The sequence below is a fragment of the Stappia stellulata DSM 5886 genome (assembly GCF_000423705.1).
GTDB classification, from domain to species: domain Bacteria; phylum Pseudomonadota; class Alphaproteobacteria; order Rhizobiales; family Stappiaceae; genus Stappia; species Stappia stellulata.
This window is the reverse complement of record NZ_AUIM01000010.1, coordinates 301,895-316,278: the sequence shown is the minus strand read 5'-3', so window position 1 is coordinate 316,278 and position 14,384 is coordinate 301,895. Positions and strand designations below refer to the sequence as shown.

Sequence of the window (14,384 nt, the reverse complement as noted above, 5' to 3'; positions counted from 1 at the left end):
ACGAGCGCATCCTTATGCGGTGCGCGAGCGGGAGACGGGAGTGCCGAGGCAAAACGAACCTTTGGAGCGATGCTGTGCGTTGACCCGTGAGGTTCGTCCCGTCTCGCAGCTGATCCGTTTTGTTGCGGGGCCGGACGGCACTGTCGTCGCCGACCTCCGGCGCAGGCTTCCCGGCCGGGGCGTCTGGATCACGGCGACGCGGGCATGCGTTGCCGAGGCGCAGAAGAAAAAGGCTTTCGCGCGCGGGTTCAAGGATGCATCCGTGCGCGTGGAGGGGGATCTGGCCGCCGAGGTCGATGCGCTGCTGGAACGCGCGGCACTGAATGCCGTGTCGCTGGCGCGCAAGGCCGGCGAGGTCGTTTCGGGCTTTTCCAAGGTCGAAGCGGCGCTGCGCGGCGGAGATGCCGTCATCGGGCTGATACAGGCCAGCGACGGCGGAGACGACGGAACAGGAAAGCTCGCGGCGATCGCGCGGGCGCGATTTGCCGACGCCGGCGGATGCCGGATTGTTCGGACTTTCGAGTCGACTCAATTGGATTTGGCATTGGGTCGGTCAAATGTGATACATGCTGCACTGCTTGCAGGCCGCGCAGCCAAGAACGCCCTGGATCGGATCGAGGATCTGGAGCGTTTTCGGGCCGGCCTAAATGAGGCTTCACATGGCGGTGTAAGCGATGCGGTGATCCAGGACTGAAGGCGATATGAGCGAAACGAAGAATCCCGGCGACAAGACGATTAGCGTGGAACGCAAGACCCTGGGCCTGAAGCGCTCCGGCGTGGAACAGGGGACCGTGCGTCAAAGCTTTTCCCATGGCCGTACGAAAGCGGTCGTGGTCGAGAAGAAGAAGCGTCGTGTCGTCCTGCCGGGGCAGGAAGGCAAGCCCGAGGCGGAGCAGGAGGTGCAGGACACGGCTGCTGCGGCACCGGCTGCCCCGCGTGCCGAGGTCGAGCGTCGTCCCGACATCGAGCGCGGTTCCGACAAGGCGGATGTCGCGGCTGCACGCCGTTCCGCATCCGGACAGCGTCCGCGCGGCGCGAACATTCTGCGCACGCTGACCAGCGACGAGGCTGCGGCCCGCCAGGCTGCCCTGCGCGAGGCGCAGGTGCGTGAGGTCGAGGACCGCAAGCGCCGCGAAGAGGAAGAAAAGCGCCGCGCCGAGGAAGACGCCCGCCGCAAGGCCGAGGCCGCCGAACGCGCCAAGCGCGAGGCGGAAGAGGAAAAGCTGCGTGCCGAAGAGGCGGCAAAGCGCGCCGCCGAGGAAGGCAAGGAAAAGGTCAGCGCGGCAGATGCCGCCGCCGCCATCGGTGCCGTGGCGCCGTCCGCGGACCTGTCCGCTCCCGCCGAGGAACCGGCACGCGCCGCCCGCAAGGCGCCCGCCGCCGCGCGCAGCGAGGACGATACCGAGGCCCGCAAGACGGTAAAGCCGGTCAAGCGTGCCAAGCCCGCACCGGTGCGCACGCCGAGCCGGGCCGGCGACGACCGTCGCAAGTCCAAGCTGACGATCACCTCCGCGACCGGAGACGGCGAAGGCCGCAACCGCTCGCTCGCCTCGCTGCGGCGTCGCCGCGAGAAAGAGAAGCGGGCCGGCCAGCAGGTCGTGCGCGAGAAGGTTTTGCGTGAAGTGATCCTGCCCGAGGCGATCACCATCCAGGACCTCGCCAACCGCATGGCGGAACGCGCGGTGGATGTGATCAAGCTGCTGATGAAGCAGGGGCAGATGCTCAAGATCAACGACGTGATCGACGCCGATACGGCGGAACTGATCGCCGAGGAGATGGGCCACACGGTCAAGCGCGTGTCGGAATCCGACGTCGAGGAGGGACTGTTCTCCGAGGCGGATGCCGACGACACGCTGGTGTCGCGTCCGCCGGTCGTGACCATCATGGGCCACGTCGACCACGGCAAGACCTCGCTGCTCGACGCGCTGCGTCGCTCCAAGGTCGTGCAGGGCGAGGCCGGTGGCATCACCCAGCATATCGGCGCCTATCAGGTCGAACTCGAAGGCAACAAGATCACCTTCATCGACACGCCGGGCCACGCCGCCTTCACGCAGATGCGTGCCCGTGGCGCCAAGGCGACCGACATCGTCATCCTGGTGGTGGCGGCGGACGACGGCGTCATGCCGCAGACCAAGGAAGCCATTGCCCACGCACGGGCGGCCAACGTGCCGATCATCGTTGCGATCAACAAGATGGACAAGCCGTCGGCGGACCCGCAGCGGGTGCGTACCGAACTGCTCCAGGACGAGATCGTCGTGGAATCCATGGGCGGCGACGTCATCGAGGTCGAGGTGTCCGCGCTTAAGGAAATGAATCTCGACAAGCTGCTGGAGATGATCCTGCTGCAGTCGGAGGTCCTGGAACTCAAGGCCAATCCCGACCGTACGGCGGAAGGCATTGTCGTCGAGGCGCAGCTCGACAAGGGCCGCGGTCCGGTCGCGACCGTTCTCGTCCAGAAGGGTACGCTCAAGGTCGGCGACATTCTCGTTGCCGGCGCCGAGTGGGGCCGCGTGCGCGCCATGCTCGACGAGGACAGCCAGCAGGTGAAGGAAGCCGGGCCGTCCAAGCCGGTCGAGGTCCTGGGCTTCCAGGGCACGCCGGAGGCCGGCGACATGGTCGCGGTCGTCGAGAACGAGGCCCGCGCCCGCGAGATCGTCGAATATCGTCAGCGCCAGAAGCGCGAGAAGGCTTCCGTCGTTGCGACCGGAACGCGCGGCTCGCTCGAGCAGATGATGAACCGCCTGCAGGAATCCGGCCACCAGGAGTTTCCGCTTCTGGTCAAGGGCGACGTGCAGGGCTCGGTCGAGGCAATCGCCGGTGCGCTGGACAAGCTCGGCACGGACGAGGTCAAGGCCCGCATCCTGCATGCCGGCGTCGGCGGCATCACCGAAAGCGACGTCACCCTTGCAGCTGCGTCGGGCGCCCCGATCATCGGCTTCAACGTGCGTGCCAACAAGCAGGCCCGCGACGCGGCCGAGCGCGAAGGCATCGAGATCCGCTATTACAACATCATCTACAACCTTGTTGATGACGTTAAGGCGGCCATGTCGGGACTTCTGTCGCCGGAACGCCGCGAAACCTTCCTGGGCAATGCGGAGATCCTGGAGATCTTCAACATCACCAAGGTCGGCAAGGTGGCCGGTTGCCGCGTGACCGAGGGCACCGTCGAACGTGGCGCGGAAGTCCGCCTCATTCGCGACGATGTCGTCATTCACGAGGGCAAGCTCGGAACGCTGAAGCGGTTCAAGGACGAGGTGAAGGTGGTGCAGTCCGGTCAGGAATGCGGCATGAACTTCGAGAACTATCAGGACATGCGCGCCGGCGACGTCATCGAATGTTACCGGGTCGAAGAGGTCGCCCGTACGCTGTAGGGCCGATCGAAGACACATGCGATCGCCGGCGGGTCCGCTCGCCGGCGCTTCGCGTTTCCGCTTCGGCGACGCGCACCCACGTTTGGACAAGATCATGGCATCATCAAACAGGACTCCGGCCGGAATGCCGTCGCAGCGCCAGTTGCGCGTCGGCGAACTCGTCCGCAAGGAGGTTTCCGACATCCTGACGCGCGGCACCATGGCCGATCCCGCCCTCGACGGAACGATCATTTCCGTTCCGGAGGTGCGCATGACACCGGATCTGCGTCTGGCGAGCTGTCTTGTCATGCCGCTTGGCGGACGCGATGCCGACAAGGTCGTGGAGGCGCTCAACCGGGGCGCCAAGACGATCCGCCGCGATCTCGCCCGGCGCATGACCATGAAATATCTGCCCGACCTCAGGTTCGTGCTCGACACCCGCTTCGACGACGACGACCGGATCACAAACCTGCTGAACAGCAGCGAGGTGCGCCGCGACCTCGATGCGGACGATGCCGATCCCGAGGACGACAGATAGCCGCATGTCGCGTCGCAAGAAGACCAACCGCAACCGCATCGACGGCTGGCTCGTGCTCGACAAGCCGGTCGGCCTGTCGTCGAACGACGCGCTGACGCGCCTCAAGCGGCTCCTGCATCCGCAAAAGGTCGGCCACGCGGGAACGCTCGATCCGCTTGCCTCCGGCTGCCTTCCGGTCGCCTTCGGCGAAGCGACCAAGACGGTCTCCTTCGCCATGGACGGGCGCAAGGTCTATCGCTTTACCGTGCGCTGGGGCATTTCCACGGAAACCGACGATACCGAGGGCGCCGTTTGCGAAACGAGCGATGCCCGCCCGAGCGCGGACGAGATCCTTGCCGTGCTGCCGGAGTTTACCGGCACGATTTCCCAGGTTCCGCCCGTCTATTCCGCGATCAAGGTCGATGGCGCACGCGCCTATGACCTTGCCCGCGACGGCGCCGAGGTGGAGCTTGCCGCGCGCGACATCACCGTCCACCGGCTCGACCTGGTGGAGTGTCCGGATGCCGATCACGCGATCTTCGAGGCGGAATGCGGCAAGGGCACCTATGTCCGGGCGCTGGCACGCGATCTCGGCCATCGGCTCGGCAGCTGCGGCCATGTGACCGCGTTGCGCCGTCTTCTCGTCGGGCCCTTCGGCGAGGACGACATGATTCCGCTGGAAACTCTCGAGGAGTTGGGGCAGTGTGCGCCCGGCGAAGGCCTCGACGAGGCCCATGCGTCTGTAATTCTGCCTGTAGCGACCGCGCTGGACGACATCCCGGCGCTGGCCGTCTCCCGACAGGATGCCGCCCGCCTCAGACGAGGGCAGGGCGTTTTGCTGCGCGGGCGTGACGCGCCGCTGTTCAAGGGCCTCGTGTCCGTCACTTCTCTTGGAGAACTGGTGGCCATCGGCGAGGTCGAACGGGGCGAGTTGCTGCCGAAGCGCGTTTTCAATCTCGCTGCGGAAGACCCCGCAGCGATCAGTCTCGAAAGGACCTGACCGATGTCGATTACCGCAGAACGCAAGGCGGAACTCATCAAGGAATATGCGATCAAGGACGGGGACACCGGATCTGCCGACGTGCAGGTCGCTGTCCTGACCGAGCGGATCGTGAACCTGACCGGCCACTTCAAGACCCACGGCAAGGACAATCATTCCCGCCGCGGTCTCCTGAAGATGGTCAGCAACCGCCGGTCGCTTCTGGATTACCTGAAGAAGACCGACGAGCCGCGTTACCAGGCGCTGATCAAGCGTCTCGGCCTGCGCCGCTAAGGATACGGATGACGCGGTGCCCCAAGGGGTGCCGCGTTTTCGTTGACGCAAGATGCGACGGTCATGGGGCAGGATAGCAAGAGGTTCGGGCGTGCGGATGATGCCCTCGCTCGAACCTCTTGCTGTCTTGCCCGTGACGCGTCCTGACGGAGACGCGGGGCATTGGGCTTCCGCGTTCCAACTGAAGACAGAACGTACCGTGTGCCGCCATGTGGGCGGTTCACGCGGGTGACCGAAAGCTAGGATAAATCATGTTTGATATTCATCGTGTGGAAGTCGAATGGGGCGGACGCCCGCTGACGCTGGAAACGGGCAAGGTCGCCCGCCAGGCAGACGGGGCCGTGCTTGCGACCTACGGCGAGACCAAGGTGCTTGCGACCGTCGTCGCCGCCAAGGAACCCCGCCCGGGCCAGGATTTCTTCCCGCTCACTGTGAACTACCAGGAAAAGACCTTCGCCGCGGGCAAGATCCCCGGTGGCTTTTTCAAGCGCGAAGGCCGTCCGTCGGAACATGAGACGCTGACCTCGCGCCTCATCGACCGTCCGATCCGTCCGCTCTTCGTCGACGGCTTCAAGTGCGACACGCAGGTCGTCCTGACGGTCCTGTCGCACGACATGGAAAACGCACCGGACATTCTTGCCATGGTTGCGGCCTCCGCTGCCCTGACGATTTCGGGCATTCCCTTCATGGGCCCGATCGGCGGCGCGCGCATCGGCTACATCAACGGCGAATACGTCCTCAATCCCTATATCGACGACATGCCGGAGTCGGAACTCGACCTGATCGTCGCCGGTACGGGCGATGCGGTGCTGATGGTCGAGTCGGAAGCCAAGGAGCTTTCCGAGGACCTGATGCTCGGCGCCGTGATGTTCGGCCACCGCAGCATGCAGACGGTGATCGACGCGATCATCAAGCTGGCGGAAACGGCCGCGCGCCAGCCGCGCGAGCTGAACCTGCCCGATCACAGCGACCTCGCTGCCCGGATCAAGGCAATGGCCTCCGACGATCTGGTCGCCGCCTATGCGATCCGCGAAAAGACGGCCCGAAAGAACGCCATCGACGCCGTCAAGGCGAAGGTGATGGAAACGCTGAGCGAGGAAGCTGGCGACGAAGGCATCGACAAGGTCGTTGTCGGCGGTCAGTTCAAGGGCCTGGAAGCCTCCATCGTGCGTGGCGCGATCCTGGAAAACGGCGAGCGCATCGACGGCCGCGACCTGAAGACGGTCCGCCCGATCGTTTCCGAGGCCGGCATCCTGCCGCGCACCCACGGTTCGGCGCTGTTCACCCGCGGCGAGACGCAGGCGCTGGTCGTCGCCACGCTTGGCACCAACGATGACGAGCAGTTCGTCGATGCGCTTGAGGGGACCTACAAGTCCACCTTCATGCTGCATTACAACTTCCCCCCCTATTCGGTCGGTGAAACGGGCCGCATGGGCTCGCCTGGCCGCCGCGAGATCGGTCACGGCAAGCTGGCGTGGCGCGCGGTTCGTCCCCTGCTTCCGCCGCACCACGAATTCCCCTACACGCTTCGCGTCGTGTCGGAAGTGACAGAGTCCAACGGCTCCTCGTCGATGGCCACCGTTTGCGGCACCTCGCTGGCGCTGATGGATGCCGGCGTGCCGCTCAAGGCTCCGGTTGCCGGCATTGCCATGGGGCTGATCAAGGAAGGCGACAAGTTTGCCGTCCTGTCCGACATTCTCGGCGACGAGGATCACCTCGGCGACATGGACTTCAAGGTGGCCGGCACCCAGCAGGGCGTCACGTCGCTGCAGATGGACATCAAGATCGAAGGCATCACCGAGGAGATCATGAAGGTGGCGCTGGACCAGGCCCGTGACGGCCGCGTCCACATTCTCGGCGAGATGGGCAGCGCGCTTTCCGAGGCACGTGCCGAGCTCGGCGAGCACGCTCCGCGCATCGAGGTCATGAAGATCCCGGTGGACAAGATCCGTGAAGTGATCGGGTCGGGCGGCAAGGTGATCCGCGAGATCGTGGAAAAGACCGGCGCCAAGGTCAACATCGAGGACGACGGCACCGTCAAGATCGCATCTGCCGACGGCAAGGCGATCAAGGCGGCGGTCAACTGGATCAACTCCATCGCGGCCGAGCCGGAAGTGGGCATGATCTACGAGGGCCGCGTCGTCAAGACCGTGGACTTCGGCGCCTTCGTCAACTTCTTCGGCGCCAAGGACGGCCTCGTCCACATTTCCCAGCTTGCACCGCAGAAGGTTGCCAAGACCACCGACGTGGTCAAGGAAGGCGACAAGGTCTGGGTCAAGCTCATGGGCTTCGACGAGCGCGGCAAGGTTCGCCTGTCGATGAAGGTTGTCGATCAGGACACCGGCAAGGAACTCGAAGCCGACGCGTAAGCCGGCTTTGCCCCGCCGCAGGCGTTGCGGCGGGGCAGTAAAACGGAAAAAGCCGGGCTCTCGAGCCCGGCTTTTTTCGTTTCGGCCTTTTAAAAAAGCCCCTGCGCTTTCGTCTCCCGGCCTGGAAATCAGGCGGTTCCGCCCACGCGCGCCCGGATTGCCGTTTCGTGGTCCAGATAGGCTTCGAATTCCTCGGCCGGCATCGGCCGGGCGATGTAATAGCCCTGGATGTCCGTGCAGCCAAGCGATTGCAGAAGGCGGCACTGGCCATCGGTTTCCGCGCCTTCGGCAATCACCTGTATGTCGAGGCGGGCGGCCATGACCACGATGGCCTCGATCAGCGCCCTGTCGTCGCTGTTGGTCTCCAGGTCGCGCACGAAGGTGCGGTCGATCTTCAGCGTGTCGATCGGGAAGCGCTTGAGGTTGCTCAGCGACGAGTAGCCCGTGCCGAAATCGTCGAGCGAAAGACGCACGCCGAGCGTCTTCATGGCGTGCAGTGTCTCGATCGGATCGGAGCCGGTTTCGTCGAACATCACGCTCTCGGTGATTTCCAGATGCAGATACTCCGCGGGCATTCCGGTTCGCGTGAGCGTATCGTGCACCAGCTCGACGAAGTTGTCGTCGCGGCACTGGCGCGGCGAGACGTTCACGCTGATCATCGGCAGGACCAGGCCGCGCGCCGCGCAGGCCTGGTGAAACCGGCAGGCCTCTTCCAGCACCCATGCGCCAAGGGGAACGATGAGACCCGTGTCTTCGGCAATGGGAATGAATTCGGCTGGCGAGTAGCTTCCCGTCTCGGGATCGTTCCAGCGCACCAGCGCCTCGCAGCCCAGGATTCTGTTCTGCGTCACGTCGACCACGGGCTGGTAGTGAAGGCTCAGGCCGTTTTTCTCGAGGGTCCGGCGCAGCGCGCCTTCGATCTGCATCGTGCGGGCGATGTGTTCGTTCATCTGGCCGGAGAAAAACCGCAGCTTGTTCCCGCCTTCCGCCTTGGCATGATACATGGCCGTATCCGCCTGGCGGAGCAGCGCTTCATCGGTGTCGCCGTCATTGGGCGACACGGTGACGCCGATGCTGGCGGTGGTGAAGACCTCCAGGCCGGCTCCCACGAGCACCGGCTTGGCGATGGCTTTCAGGATTCGCGCGGTCCGCAATTCTGCATCCCAAACGCTGCGCACCTCCGTCAGGATAATTCCGAACTCGTCTCCGCCGAGCCGTGCGACGGTGTCATTGTCGTCGAGCACGGCGGTGATGCGTGCGGCGGTCGCCTTGATCAGCTCGTCGCCGGCATTGTGGCCGAGACTGTCGTTCACGTTCTTGAAGCGGTCGAGATCGAGAAAGAGCAGGGCGACGAGTCCGCCGCCCCATTGCGCCCGGGCAACCGACTGGACCAGCCGGTCTCGAAACAGATTGCGGTTTGCAAGGCCGGTCAGGCTGTCGAAATTGGCTTGGCGAATGATCAGCTCTTCCTGGCGCTTGCGTTCGGAAATGTCGGCGATGGTGACATAGAAGGCAGCTTCGCCGTTCCAGCGGATCGGGCGCACATGCAGCTCGACCCACAGACGCTCGCCATCCTTGCACAGCCCGCGTGCTTCATAGACGGACGGCACCGAGACGCCCGAAAGCCGCGCCTTGTAATAGGCGAGAAGACGCTCATGTTCCTCCGGCGCGAAGAGACGGATTGCGGAGGCGCCGATGAGTTCGTGCCGGGCATCTTCGCTTTCGTATCCGAGGATGTCGAGAAGGGCGTCATTGACATAGAGGATCTTGCGGTTGGCATGGATGCTGACTCCATGCAGCGAGCCGTCGATCAATCCGCGAAACTGCGCGTCGGTTTCCTTGAGTTCTTGAAAGGCGTCCTGGAGAGCGATGCCGAGCTTGTTGAACTCTTTCACCTTTCCTGGATGGTAGGTCATGTCCGATGCGCCGCTGCGGACCAGGTTGGCATAGGAGAGAAGCCGTTGCAGCGCCGGGCTGGTGACGCGGTGCAGGGCATAGGCGGCAAACAGAGATCCCGCGATCACATAGAGCAGGAAGGGTGTGAAGAGATCCAGATATGTGGACTGGATGTTCTCGATGGTTTCGCCGCGGCGTCCGGTCACGACGAACGTCGGCGCGCCGGAGACGTCTTGCCGCAGCGTGCTGCGGATATAGAGGCGATCGCCGATCAGCGTGTGGTTCTGACTGGCAAGCGCGGTCCTGAGTTCACCGGGATCGACCGCCTGGCGGATGTCCCCGACGGCGGCGATGATCCGCTCTCGGGAGACGAGCGCGAGGCTCTCCGCCTCTAGCACGCGCGACAGCTCGCCAAGCAGCGAGATGCTGTCGTTGAGGACGAAACCGCCGATGATACGGCCGAGCACCCGACCGTCCCGGTCGTCCACGACCGGAATCGCTTCGGCCGCAATCAGGGTGAGCTGGCCGTTGAGACTGCCGGAATGCAGTTGCCAGATGCCGGTCGGCATCATCGCGCGCTGTTTCGGCGGCAGGATCGCGCTGATGTCGAAGAGGGAAAATCCGGCATCGATCCAGTCGACGCTGTTTTCGCGATCCAGGTACAGCAGCTCCAGCCGTGCACCGATCGGGTGAACGGCCGTCTCCTCCAGGAGCCGTTCAAGCGCGGTGTCGTCCGCCGCGCGCATGGCCTCCTGCAAGGTGCGGTTTTCCGCGAGCGAGTGCATGAAGGTGTCGAGGCGGTCCAGCGTCTGGTCGAAAACCAGATTTGCCAGCGTTTTTTCCTTTGCGGCAAAACGCTGCAATTCGCGGTCCGCAATCGAAAGACTGCCGATGTAGCTGATGGAAAACAGGGCAGCCGACGTCGTTAGCAAGGCCACGGCAAACAGGCCAAGCACGAACCGGTTGAAGCTGAATGCCCACCCCTTGATCATTGCGAATAGCGAAACGCGCGGTTCTTCAGGGACTGAATCCTTTCCGCGTCGTGGTTTTGCGTCACCAGGACGAAATCGCCGGAATACACCAGCGGCACCTCCTCCTGACGACCGAGCTGGTCGAGCGCGATTGCCTCCGCCATGGCAACGCCGTTGTCGTCATTCATGCGCATGACCGTGAAGGCGAGCCGGTCGCTGGCGATCTCCGCAAGTTCCTGACTGCCGCCGCCCCAGCCGTTGGTTCGCACCTTCCCGCGCAAGCCGAGAGCGTCGATCGCGTCGATTACGCCGAGCGCGATATCGGTTGAACAGGAGTAGATGAAGTCGACTTCCGGGTTGGTCTCCATGAGGGAGAGGGTCGCGGCGCGCGCGTTCTCCCGGTTGAAACCGACGTAGTAGGAGGCCACGAGCCGCTTGTCCGCTTGCTTGGCAAGGGCTGCGCGGAAACTGTCGCCGCGCGCGCTGCTGACGTAGCCCGGAGGGCCGTAAAGAATGGCGAAGTCGTTCATGTCGGGTCTGTCGTCCGCGAGAACGTGCTCGATCAGCAGCCGGGTCCCCTCCCTGTGATCGAAACCGACGTAAAAGAACGGCTGCGCCCGTTCCCAGCTGCGCAGCGGGGTCGTGATGTTTTGCAGGATGACCTTGGGCCGGCCCGCGGCGACGAGTTGTTCGACAATGATGCGGTGGCGAAAGGCATCGAGCGTGAAGACGAGATAATCGGGGTCGTGCGTCAGCGCTTGCGAGATCAGTCGTGTCTGCTCGCGGATCTCGGTTCCGGGGCGCGTGAAATGCGAATCGATTTCATGCGGGACGCCGATCTCGCGCAGCCGGGACTGAAGCGAAAGAACGCTTCGACGCCAGTAATCGGAGGTCTGCACACCGGGATAAACGACGACGATGCGCACCGGTCTTTCGAACGCGGCCGGTGCCGCTTCGGCGGGGTTGGCGACGCGTTTGGCGAAGCGCTTTGCGACGGAGGCTTCGTGCGGATCGCGGTCATGGAACTCGTGTAGCGTCCAGTAGTCGCCGGACACGCTGCCGGCTTCGACGGGCTGTGCAAACAGCGCGAGCGACAGGAGAAGCAGAGCCAGTAGTGTATGCTTTGGATCGCAAATATTTTTTGTTCTCACGTTGCAATTCCAAGCTTTGACTTATGTCAACAAGACTTTGAATGATCCCATGCATCGTTTCAAGTATCATTCGCTCATTGAGAAATTATAAACGAGTGAATTCGCTCATGGGTTGTGTATCTGACGTTTTTCGATCCGTTGCGCCCTGTAAGAATTGACGGTTGTTTGAGGCGTTTTTTCTTCTTTCTCTTGCTATTGGCGTTGGGACGGCGCGATGGCTCCCGTTGCGCCGACCGGTCAAGCTGATATACCGCCAGCGAACACTGACGGGAGTGACGGATCATGTCGACAATGCATCTTGCCGTGGTCGGGGCGGCGGGCCGGATGGGGGGCGCGCTGATCCGCGCGATCTCGGAACTGGACGGTGTCGAGCTGTGCGGTGCGGTCGAGCGTTCCGGTGCGTCGGCCCTGGGGCAGGACGCCGGCGTGGTGGCGGGCCTTCAGCCGCTTGGCGTTCCCGTCACCGACGACGCGCTCTCGGTGTTTGCCGCCGCCGACGGCGTTCTCGATTTCACGACACCGGCAGCCACCCGTGCCTTCGCGGAACTTGCCGCGCAGGCGCGCTGCGTCCATGTGATCGGCACGACCGGCATGAGCGAGGAGGACGTCGCCGCGATCCGGCCGGCGGCGCGTCATGCGCGTCTGGTCAAGTCCGGGAACATGAGCCTCGGGGTCAACCTGCTGGCGGCGCTGGTGCGCCGGGCCGCGGCCGCGCTCGACGAGGATTTCGACATCGAGGTTCTCGAAATGCACCACAGGCACAAGGTCGATGCGCCCTCGGGAACCGCGCTCCTGCTCGGCGAGGCGGCCGCCGAAGGGCGCGACATTGATCTCGGCGACCGTTCGGTGCGGACCCGCGACGGGATCACCGGAGAACGGCCGCGCGGCGACATCGGATTTGCGACCCTGCGCGGTGGATCGGTGATCGGCGACCACAGCGTGCTGTTCGCCGGCCCGCTCGAGACCGTGACCCTGTCGCATCATGCACAGGACCGACAGATCTTCGCCCGTGGTGCCATCAAGGCCGCCCTTTGGGCCCGGGACAAGGCGCCCGGCCTCTATTCGATGGACGACGTGCTCGGCCTGTCCGACTGATTTCTATCCGACCCACCTGTCTTGGAGACCGACCCATGGATCACCTACTCGTGCTCGTCCGTCACGGCCAGAGCGACTGGAACCTCAAGAACCTCTTCACCGGCTGGAAGGACCCCGACCTGACCGAAAAGGGGGTGGAGGAGGCCATTGCGGCCGGGCGCAAGCTCAAGGACATGAAGCTCGACTTCGACGTTGCCTACACGTCCGACCTGTCGCGCGCACAGCGCACCCTGACGCTGATTCTCAAGGAGCTCGCGCACGAGGACCTGGAAACGATCCGGGACCAAAGGCTCAATGAACGCGATTACGGCGACCTGACCGGCATGAACAAGGACGAGGCGCGCGAGCGCTTCGGCGAGGATCAGGTTCACATCTGGCGTCGTTCCTTCGACGTGCCGCCGCCGGGCGGGGAAAGCCTCAAGATGACGGCGGAACGGGTTTTGCCGTACTACCACAACGAGATCCTGCCGCAGGTCTTGTCCGGCAAGCGCGTGATCGTCGCGGCCCACGGCAATTCGTTGCGCGCCCTGGTGATGGAACTGGAAGGCCTGTCCCCGGACGAGATCCTGCAGCGCGAGCTGGCGACCGGCGCGCCGATCGTCTATCGGCTGACCGACGAAGGCACCGTCGCTTCCATCCAGGACCTTGCCGACTGAGGCCAGGTCCTCGTCCGAACGAAAAACCCCGGCACGGCGGATCTCGCCGTGCCGGGGTTTTTCGTTTCGCAGCCGGCGCCGGGCGCCTGGACGCGGTATCAGATGGCGAAGCCCTGCTGTTCCGCCACCTGGCGCAGCGACCGGTCGGGGCGCGCGCCGACGTGGCGGATCACCTCGGCCGCGCACAGGCAGCCGAGCTCCGCCGACATCCGGTGATCGTAATCGCGCGACAGGCCGAGCAGAAAGCCGGCGGCGAAAAGGTCGCCCGCACCCGTCAGGTCGACGACGTCGTCGATCTTTTCCGCGCCAACCTGAACGGTTTTCTCGCGGGCGATCGCCATGGCGCCCTTTTCGCCGAGCGTGAGCGCTGTCAGCGGGCAGTCTTCCCGCACGCTGGTGATCGCCGTGTCGAGGTCCGCGGTCTCGTAGAGCGCCTTGAGCTCGTGCTCGTTGGCGAAGAGGACATCGATCGTGCCGTCGCGCATCATCTGCAGGAACTCGCCGCGGTAGCGGTCGACGCAGAAGCTGTCCGACAGCGTGAGGCTCACCTTGCGGTGATTGGCGTGGGCGATTTCCGCCGCCTTGAGAAAGGCCTTCTTGGCGGCGGGCGGATCCCAGAGATAGCCTTCCATGTAGGTGATCGCCGAGGCCGCGACGGTCTCGGGCTCGATGTCGGCTTCCGACAGTTCCACGCAGGCGCCGAGATAGGTGTTCATCGTGCGCTCGCCGTCCGGCGTGATCAGGATCATGGAGCGCGCCGTGGGCGGCCCCTCGACGAGCGCGGGCGTGTCGAAATGCACGCCGGTGCCGCGCATGTCATGGCGATAGGCCGTGCCGAGTTCGTCGTCGTGGACCTTGCCGAAATAGGCCGTCTGGCCTCCCAGGGCCGCGATGCCGGCGGCCGTGTTGCCGGCGCTGCCGCCGGAGATCCGTGTCGTCTGCCCCATCTTGTCGTAGAGGCGAACGGCCTCCTCGGTGTCGATCAGGCGCATGGATCCCTTGATCAGCTCCTCCTGGACGAGGAAATCCTCCTCGACATGGGCGAAGACGTCGCAAATGGCGTTGCCGATGCACAGGGCGTCGTAGCTGCGGCGTGTCATGTGATG

At 64.3% G+C, this 14,384-nt stretch carries 11 protein-coding genes; 8 read left to right on the top strand and 3 right to left on the bottom strand.

Annotated elements, in window-relative coordinates; translation table 11 throughout:
• Positions 1 to 19 precede the first annotated feature (19 nt).
• The 6 genes from G572_RS22865 (at position 20) to pnp (ending at position 7,509) form a co-directional block, all read left to right on the top strand.
• The gene (locus tag G572_RS22865; protein ID WP_245566164.1) at positions 20 to 694 is read left to right on the top strand and encodes an RNA-binding protein; all 675 of its coding nucleotides are present in this window, start codon (positions 20 to 22) and stop codon (positions 692 to 694) included.
• 7 nt (positions 695 to 701) lie between these two features.
• Positions 702 to 3,371, top strand: a complete 2,670-nt coding sequence (gene infB / locus G572_RS0106645) for a translation initiation factor IF-2 (protein WP_029057800.1) — start codon at positions 702 to 704, stop codon at positions 3,369 to 3,371.
• 94 nt (positions 3,372 to 3,465) lie between these two features.
• Positions 3,466 to 3,888 (top strand): 30S ribosome-binding factor RbfA, encoded by a 423-nt coding sequence (gene rbfA, locus G572_RS0106640; protein ID WP_029057799.1) that lies wholly within the window; start codon positions 3,466 to 3,468, stop codon positions 3,886 to 3,888.
• The gene (gene truB, locus G572_RS22860; protein ID WP_425423420.1) at positions 3,854 to 4,867 is read left to right on the top strand and encodes a tRNA pseudouridine(55) synthase TruB; all 1,014 of its coding nucleotides are present in this window, start codon (positions 3,854 to 3,856) and stop codon (positions 4,865 to 4,867) included. Before rbfA ends, truB begins: the two co-directional genes overlap by 35 nt.
• 3 nt (positions 4,868 to 4,870) lie before the next feature.
• Entirely contained in the window at positions 4,871 to 5,140 is a 270-nt protein-coding gene (gene rpsO / locus G572_RS0106630) for a 30S ribosomal protein S15 (protein ID WP_029057798.1), read from the top strand.
• Between the two features lie 251 nt (positions 5,141 to 5,391).
• A complete protein-coding gene (gene pnp / locus G572_RS0106625) occupies positions 5,392 to 7,509 on the top strand; it encodes a polyribonucleotide nucleotidyltransferase (protein WP_029057797.1) in 2,118 nt (705 codons plus the stop codon).
• 128 nt (positions 7,510 to 7,637) lie between these two features.
• On the opposite strand, the gene G572_RS25385 is transcribed toward pnp, so the two are convergent.
• Together G572_RS25385 and G572_RS0106615 are read right to left on the bottom strand one after the other, a co-directional pair.
• Positions 7,638 to 10,397 carry an EAL domain-containing protein gene (locus tag G572_RS25385; RefSeq protein ID WP_051241788.1) on the bottom strand — a complete coding sequence of 920 codons (2,760 nt, stop codon included), beginning with the start codon at positions 10,395 to 10,397 and terminating at the stop codon, positions 7,638 to 7,640.
• Positions 10,394 to 11,527 carry a substrate-binding domain-containing protein gene (locus G572_RS0106615; RefSeq protein WP_051241786.1) on the bottom strand — a complete coding sequence of 378 codons (1,134 nt, stop codon included), beginning with the start codon at positions 11,525 to 11,527 and terminating at the stop codon, positions 10,394 to 10,396. Before G572_RS0106615 ends, G572_RS25385 begins: the two co-directional genes overlap by 4 nt.
• A 291-nt stretch (positions 11,528 to 11,818) precedes the next feature.
• On the opposite strand from G572_RS0106615, the gene dapB reads away from it, so the two are divergent.
• Positions 11,819 to 12,622 carry a 4-hydroxy-tetrahydrodipicolinate reductase gene (dapB, locus tag G572_RS0106610; RefSeq protein ID WP_029057795.1) on the top strand — a complete coding sequence of 268 codons (804 nt, stop codon included), beginning with the start codon at positions 11,819 to 11,821 and terminating at the stop codon, positions 12,620 to 12,622.
• A gap of 35 nt (positions 12,623 to 12,657) precedes the next feature.
• The gene (locus G572_RS0106605; protein WP_029057794.1) at positions 12,658 to 13,278 is read left to right on the top strand and encodes a 2,3-bisphosphoglycerate-dependent phosphoglycerate mutase; all 621 of its coding nucleotides are present in this window, start codon (positions 12,658 to 12,660) and stop codon (positions 13,276 to 13,278) included.
• Between the two features lie 98 nt (positions 13,279 to 13,376).
• Here the strand turns inward: G572_RS0106605 and G572_RS0106600 are convergent, their stop codons facing one another.
• Complete coding sequence (locus tag G572_RS0106600; protein ID WP_029057793.1) at positions 13,377 to 14,378, bottom strand: adenosine kinase; 1,002 nt, start codon at positions 14,376 to 14,378, stop codon at positions 13,377 to 13,379.
• Positions 14,379 to 14,384 lie beyond the last annotated feature (6 nt).

Coding starts and splice junctions, on each gene's coding strand:
- G572_RS0106605 (WP_029057794.1), top strand. CDS start 12,658: ATGGATCACCTACTCGTGCTCGTCCGTCACGGCCAGAGCGACTGGAAC.
- truB (WP_425423420.1), top strand. CDS start 3,854: ATGCGGACGATGCCGATCCCGAGGACGACAGATAGCCGCATGTCGCGT.
- rbfA (WP_029057799.1), top strand. CDS start 3,466: ATGGCATCATCAAACAGGACTCCGGCCGGAATGCCGTCGCAGCGCCAG.
- dapB (WP_029057795.1), top strand. CDS start 11,819: ATGCATCTTGCCGTGGTCGGGGCGGCGGGCCGGATGGGGGGCGCGCTG.
- rpsO (WP_029057798.1), top strand. CDS start 4,871: ATGTCGATTACCGCAGAACGCAAGGCGGAACTCATCAAGGAATATGCG.
- infB (WP_029057800.1), top strand. CDS start 702: ATGAGCGAAACGAAGAATCCCGGCGACAAGACGATTAGCGTGGAACGC.
- pnp (WP_029057797.1), top strand. CDS start 5,392: ATGTTTGATATTCATCGTGTGGAAGTCGAATGGGGCGGACGCCCGCTG.
- G572_RS0106600 (WP_029057793.1), bottom strand. CDS start 14,378: ATGACACGCCGCAGCTACGACGCCCTGTGCATCGGCAACGCCATTTGC.
- G572_RS25385 (WP_051241788.1), bottom strand. CDS start 10,397: ATGATCAAGGGGTGGGCATTCAGCTTCAACCGGTTCGTGCTTGGCCTG.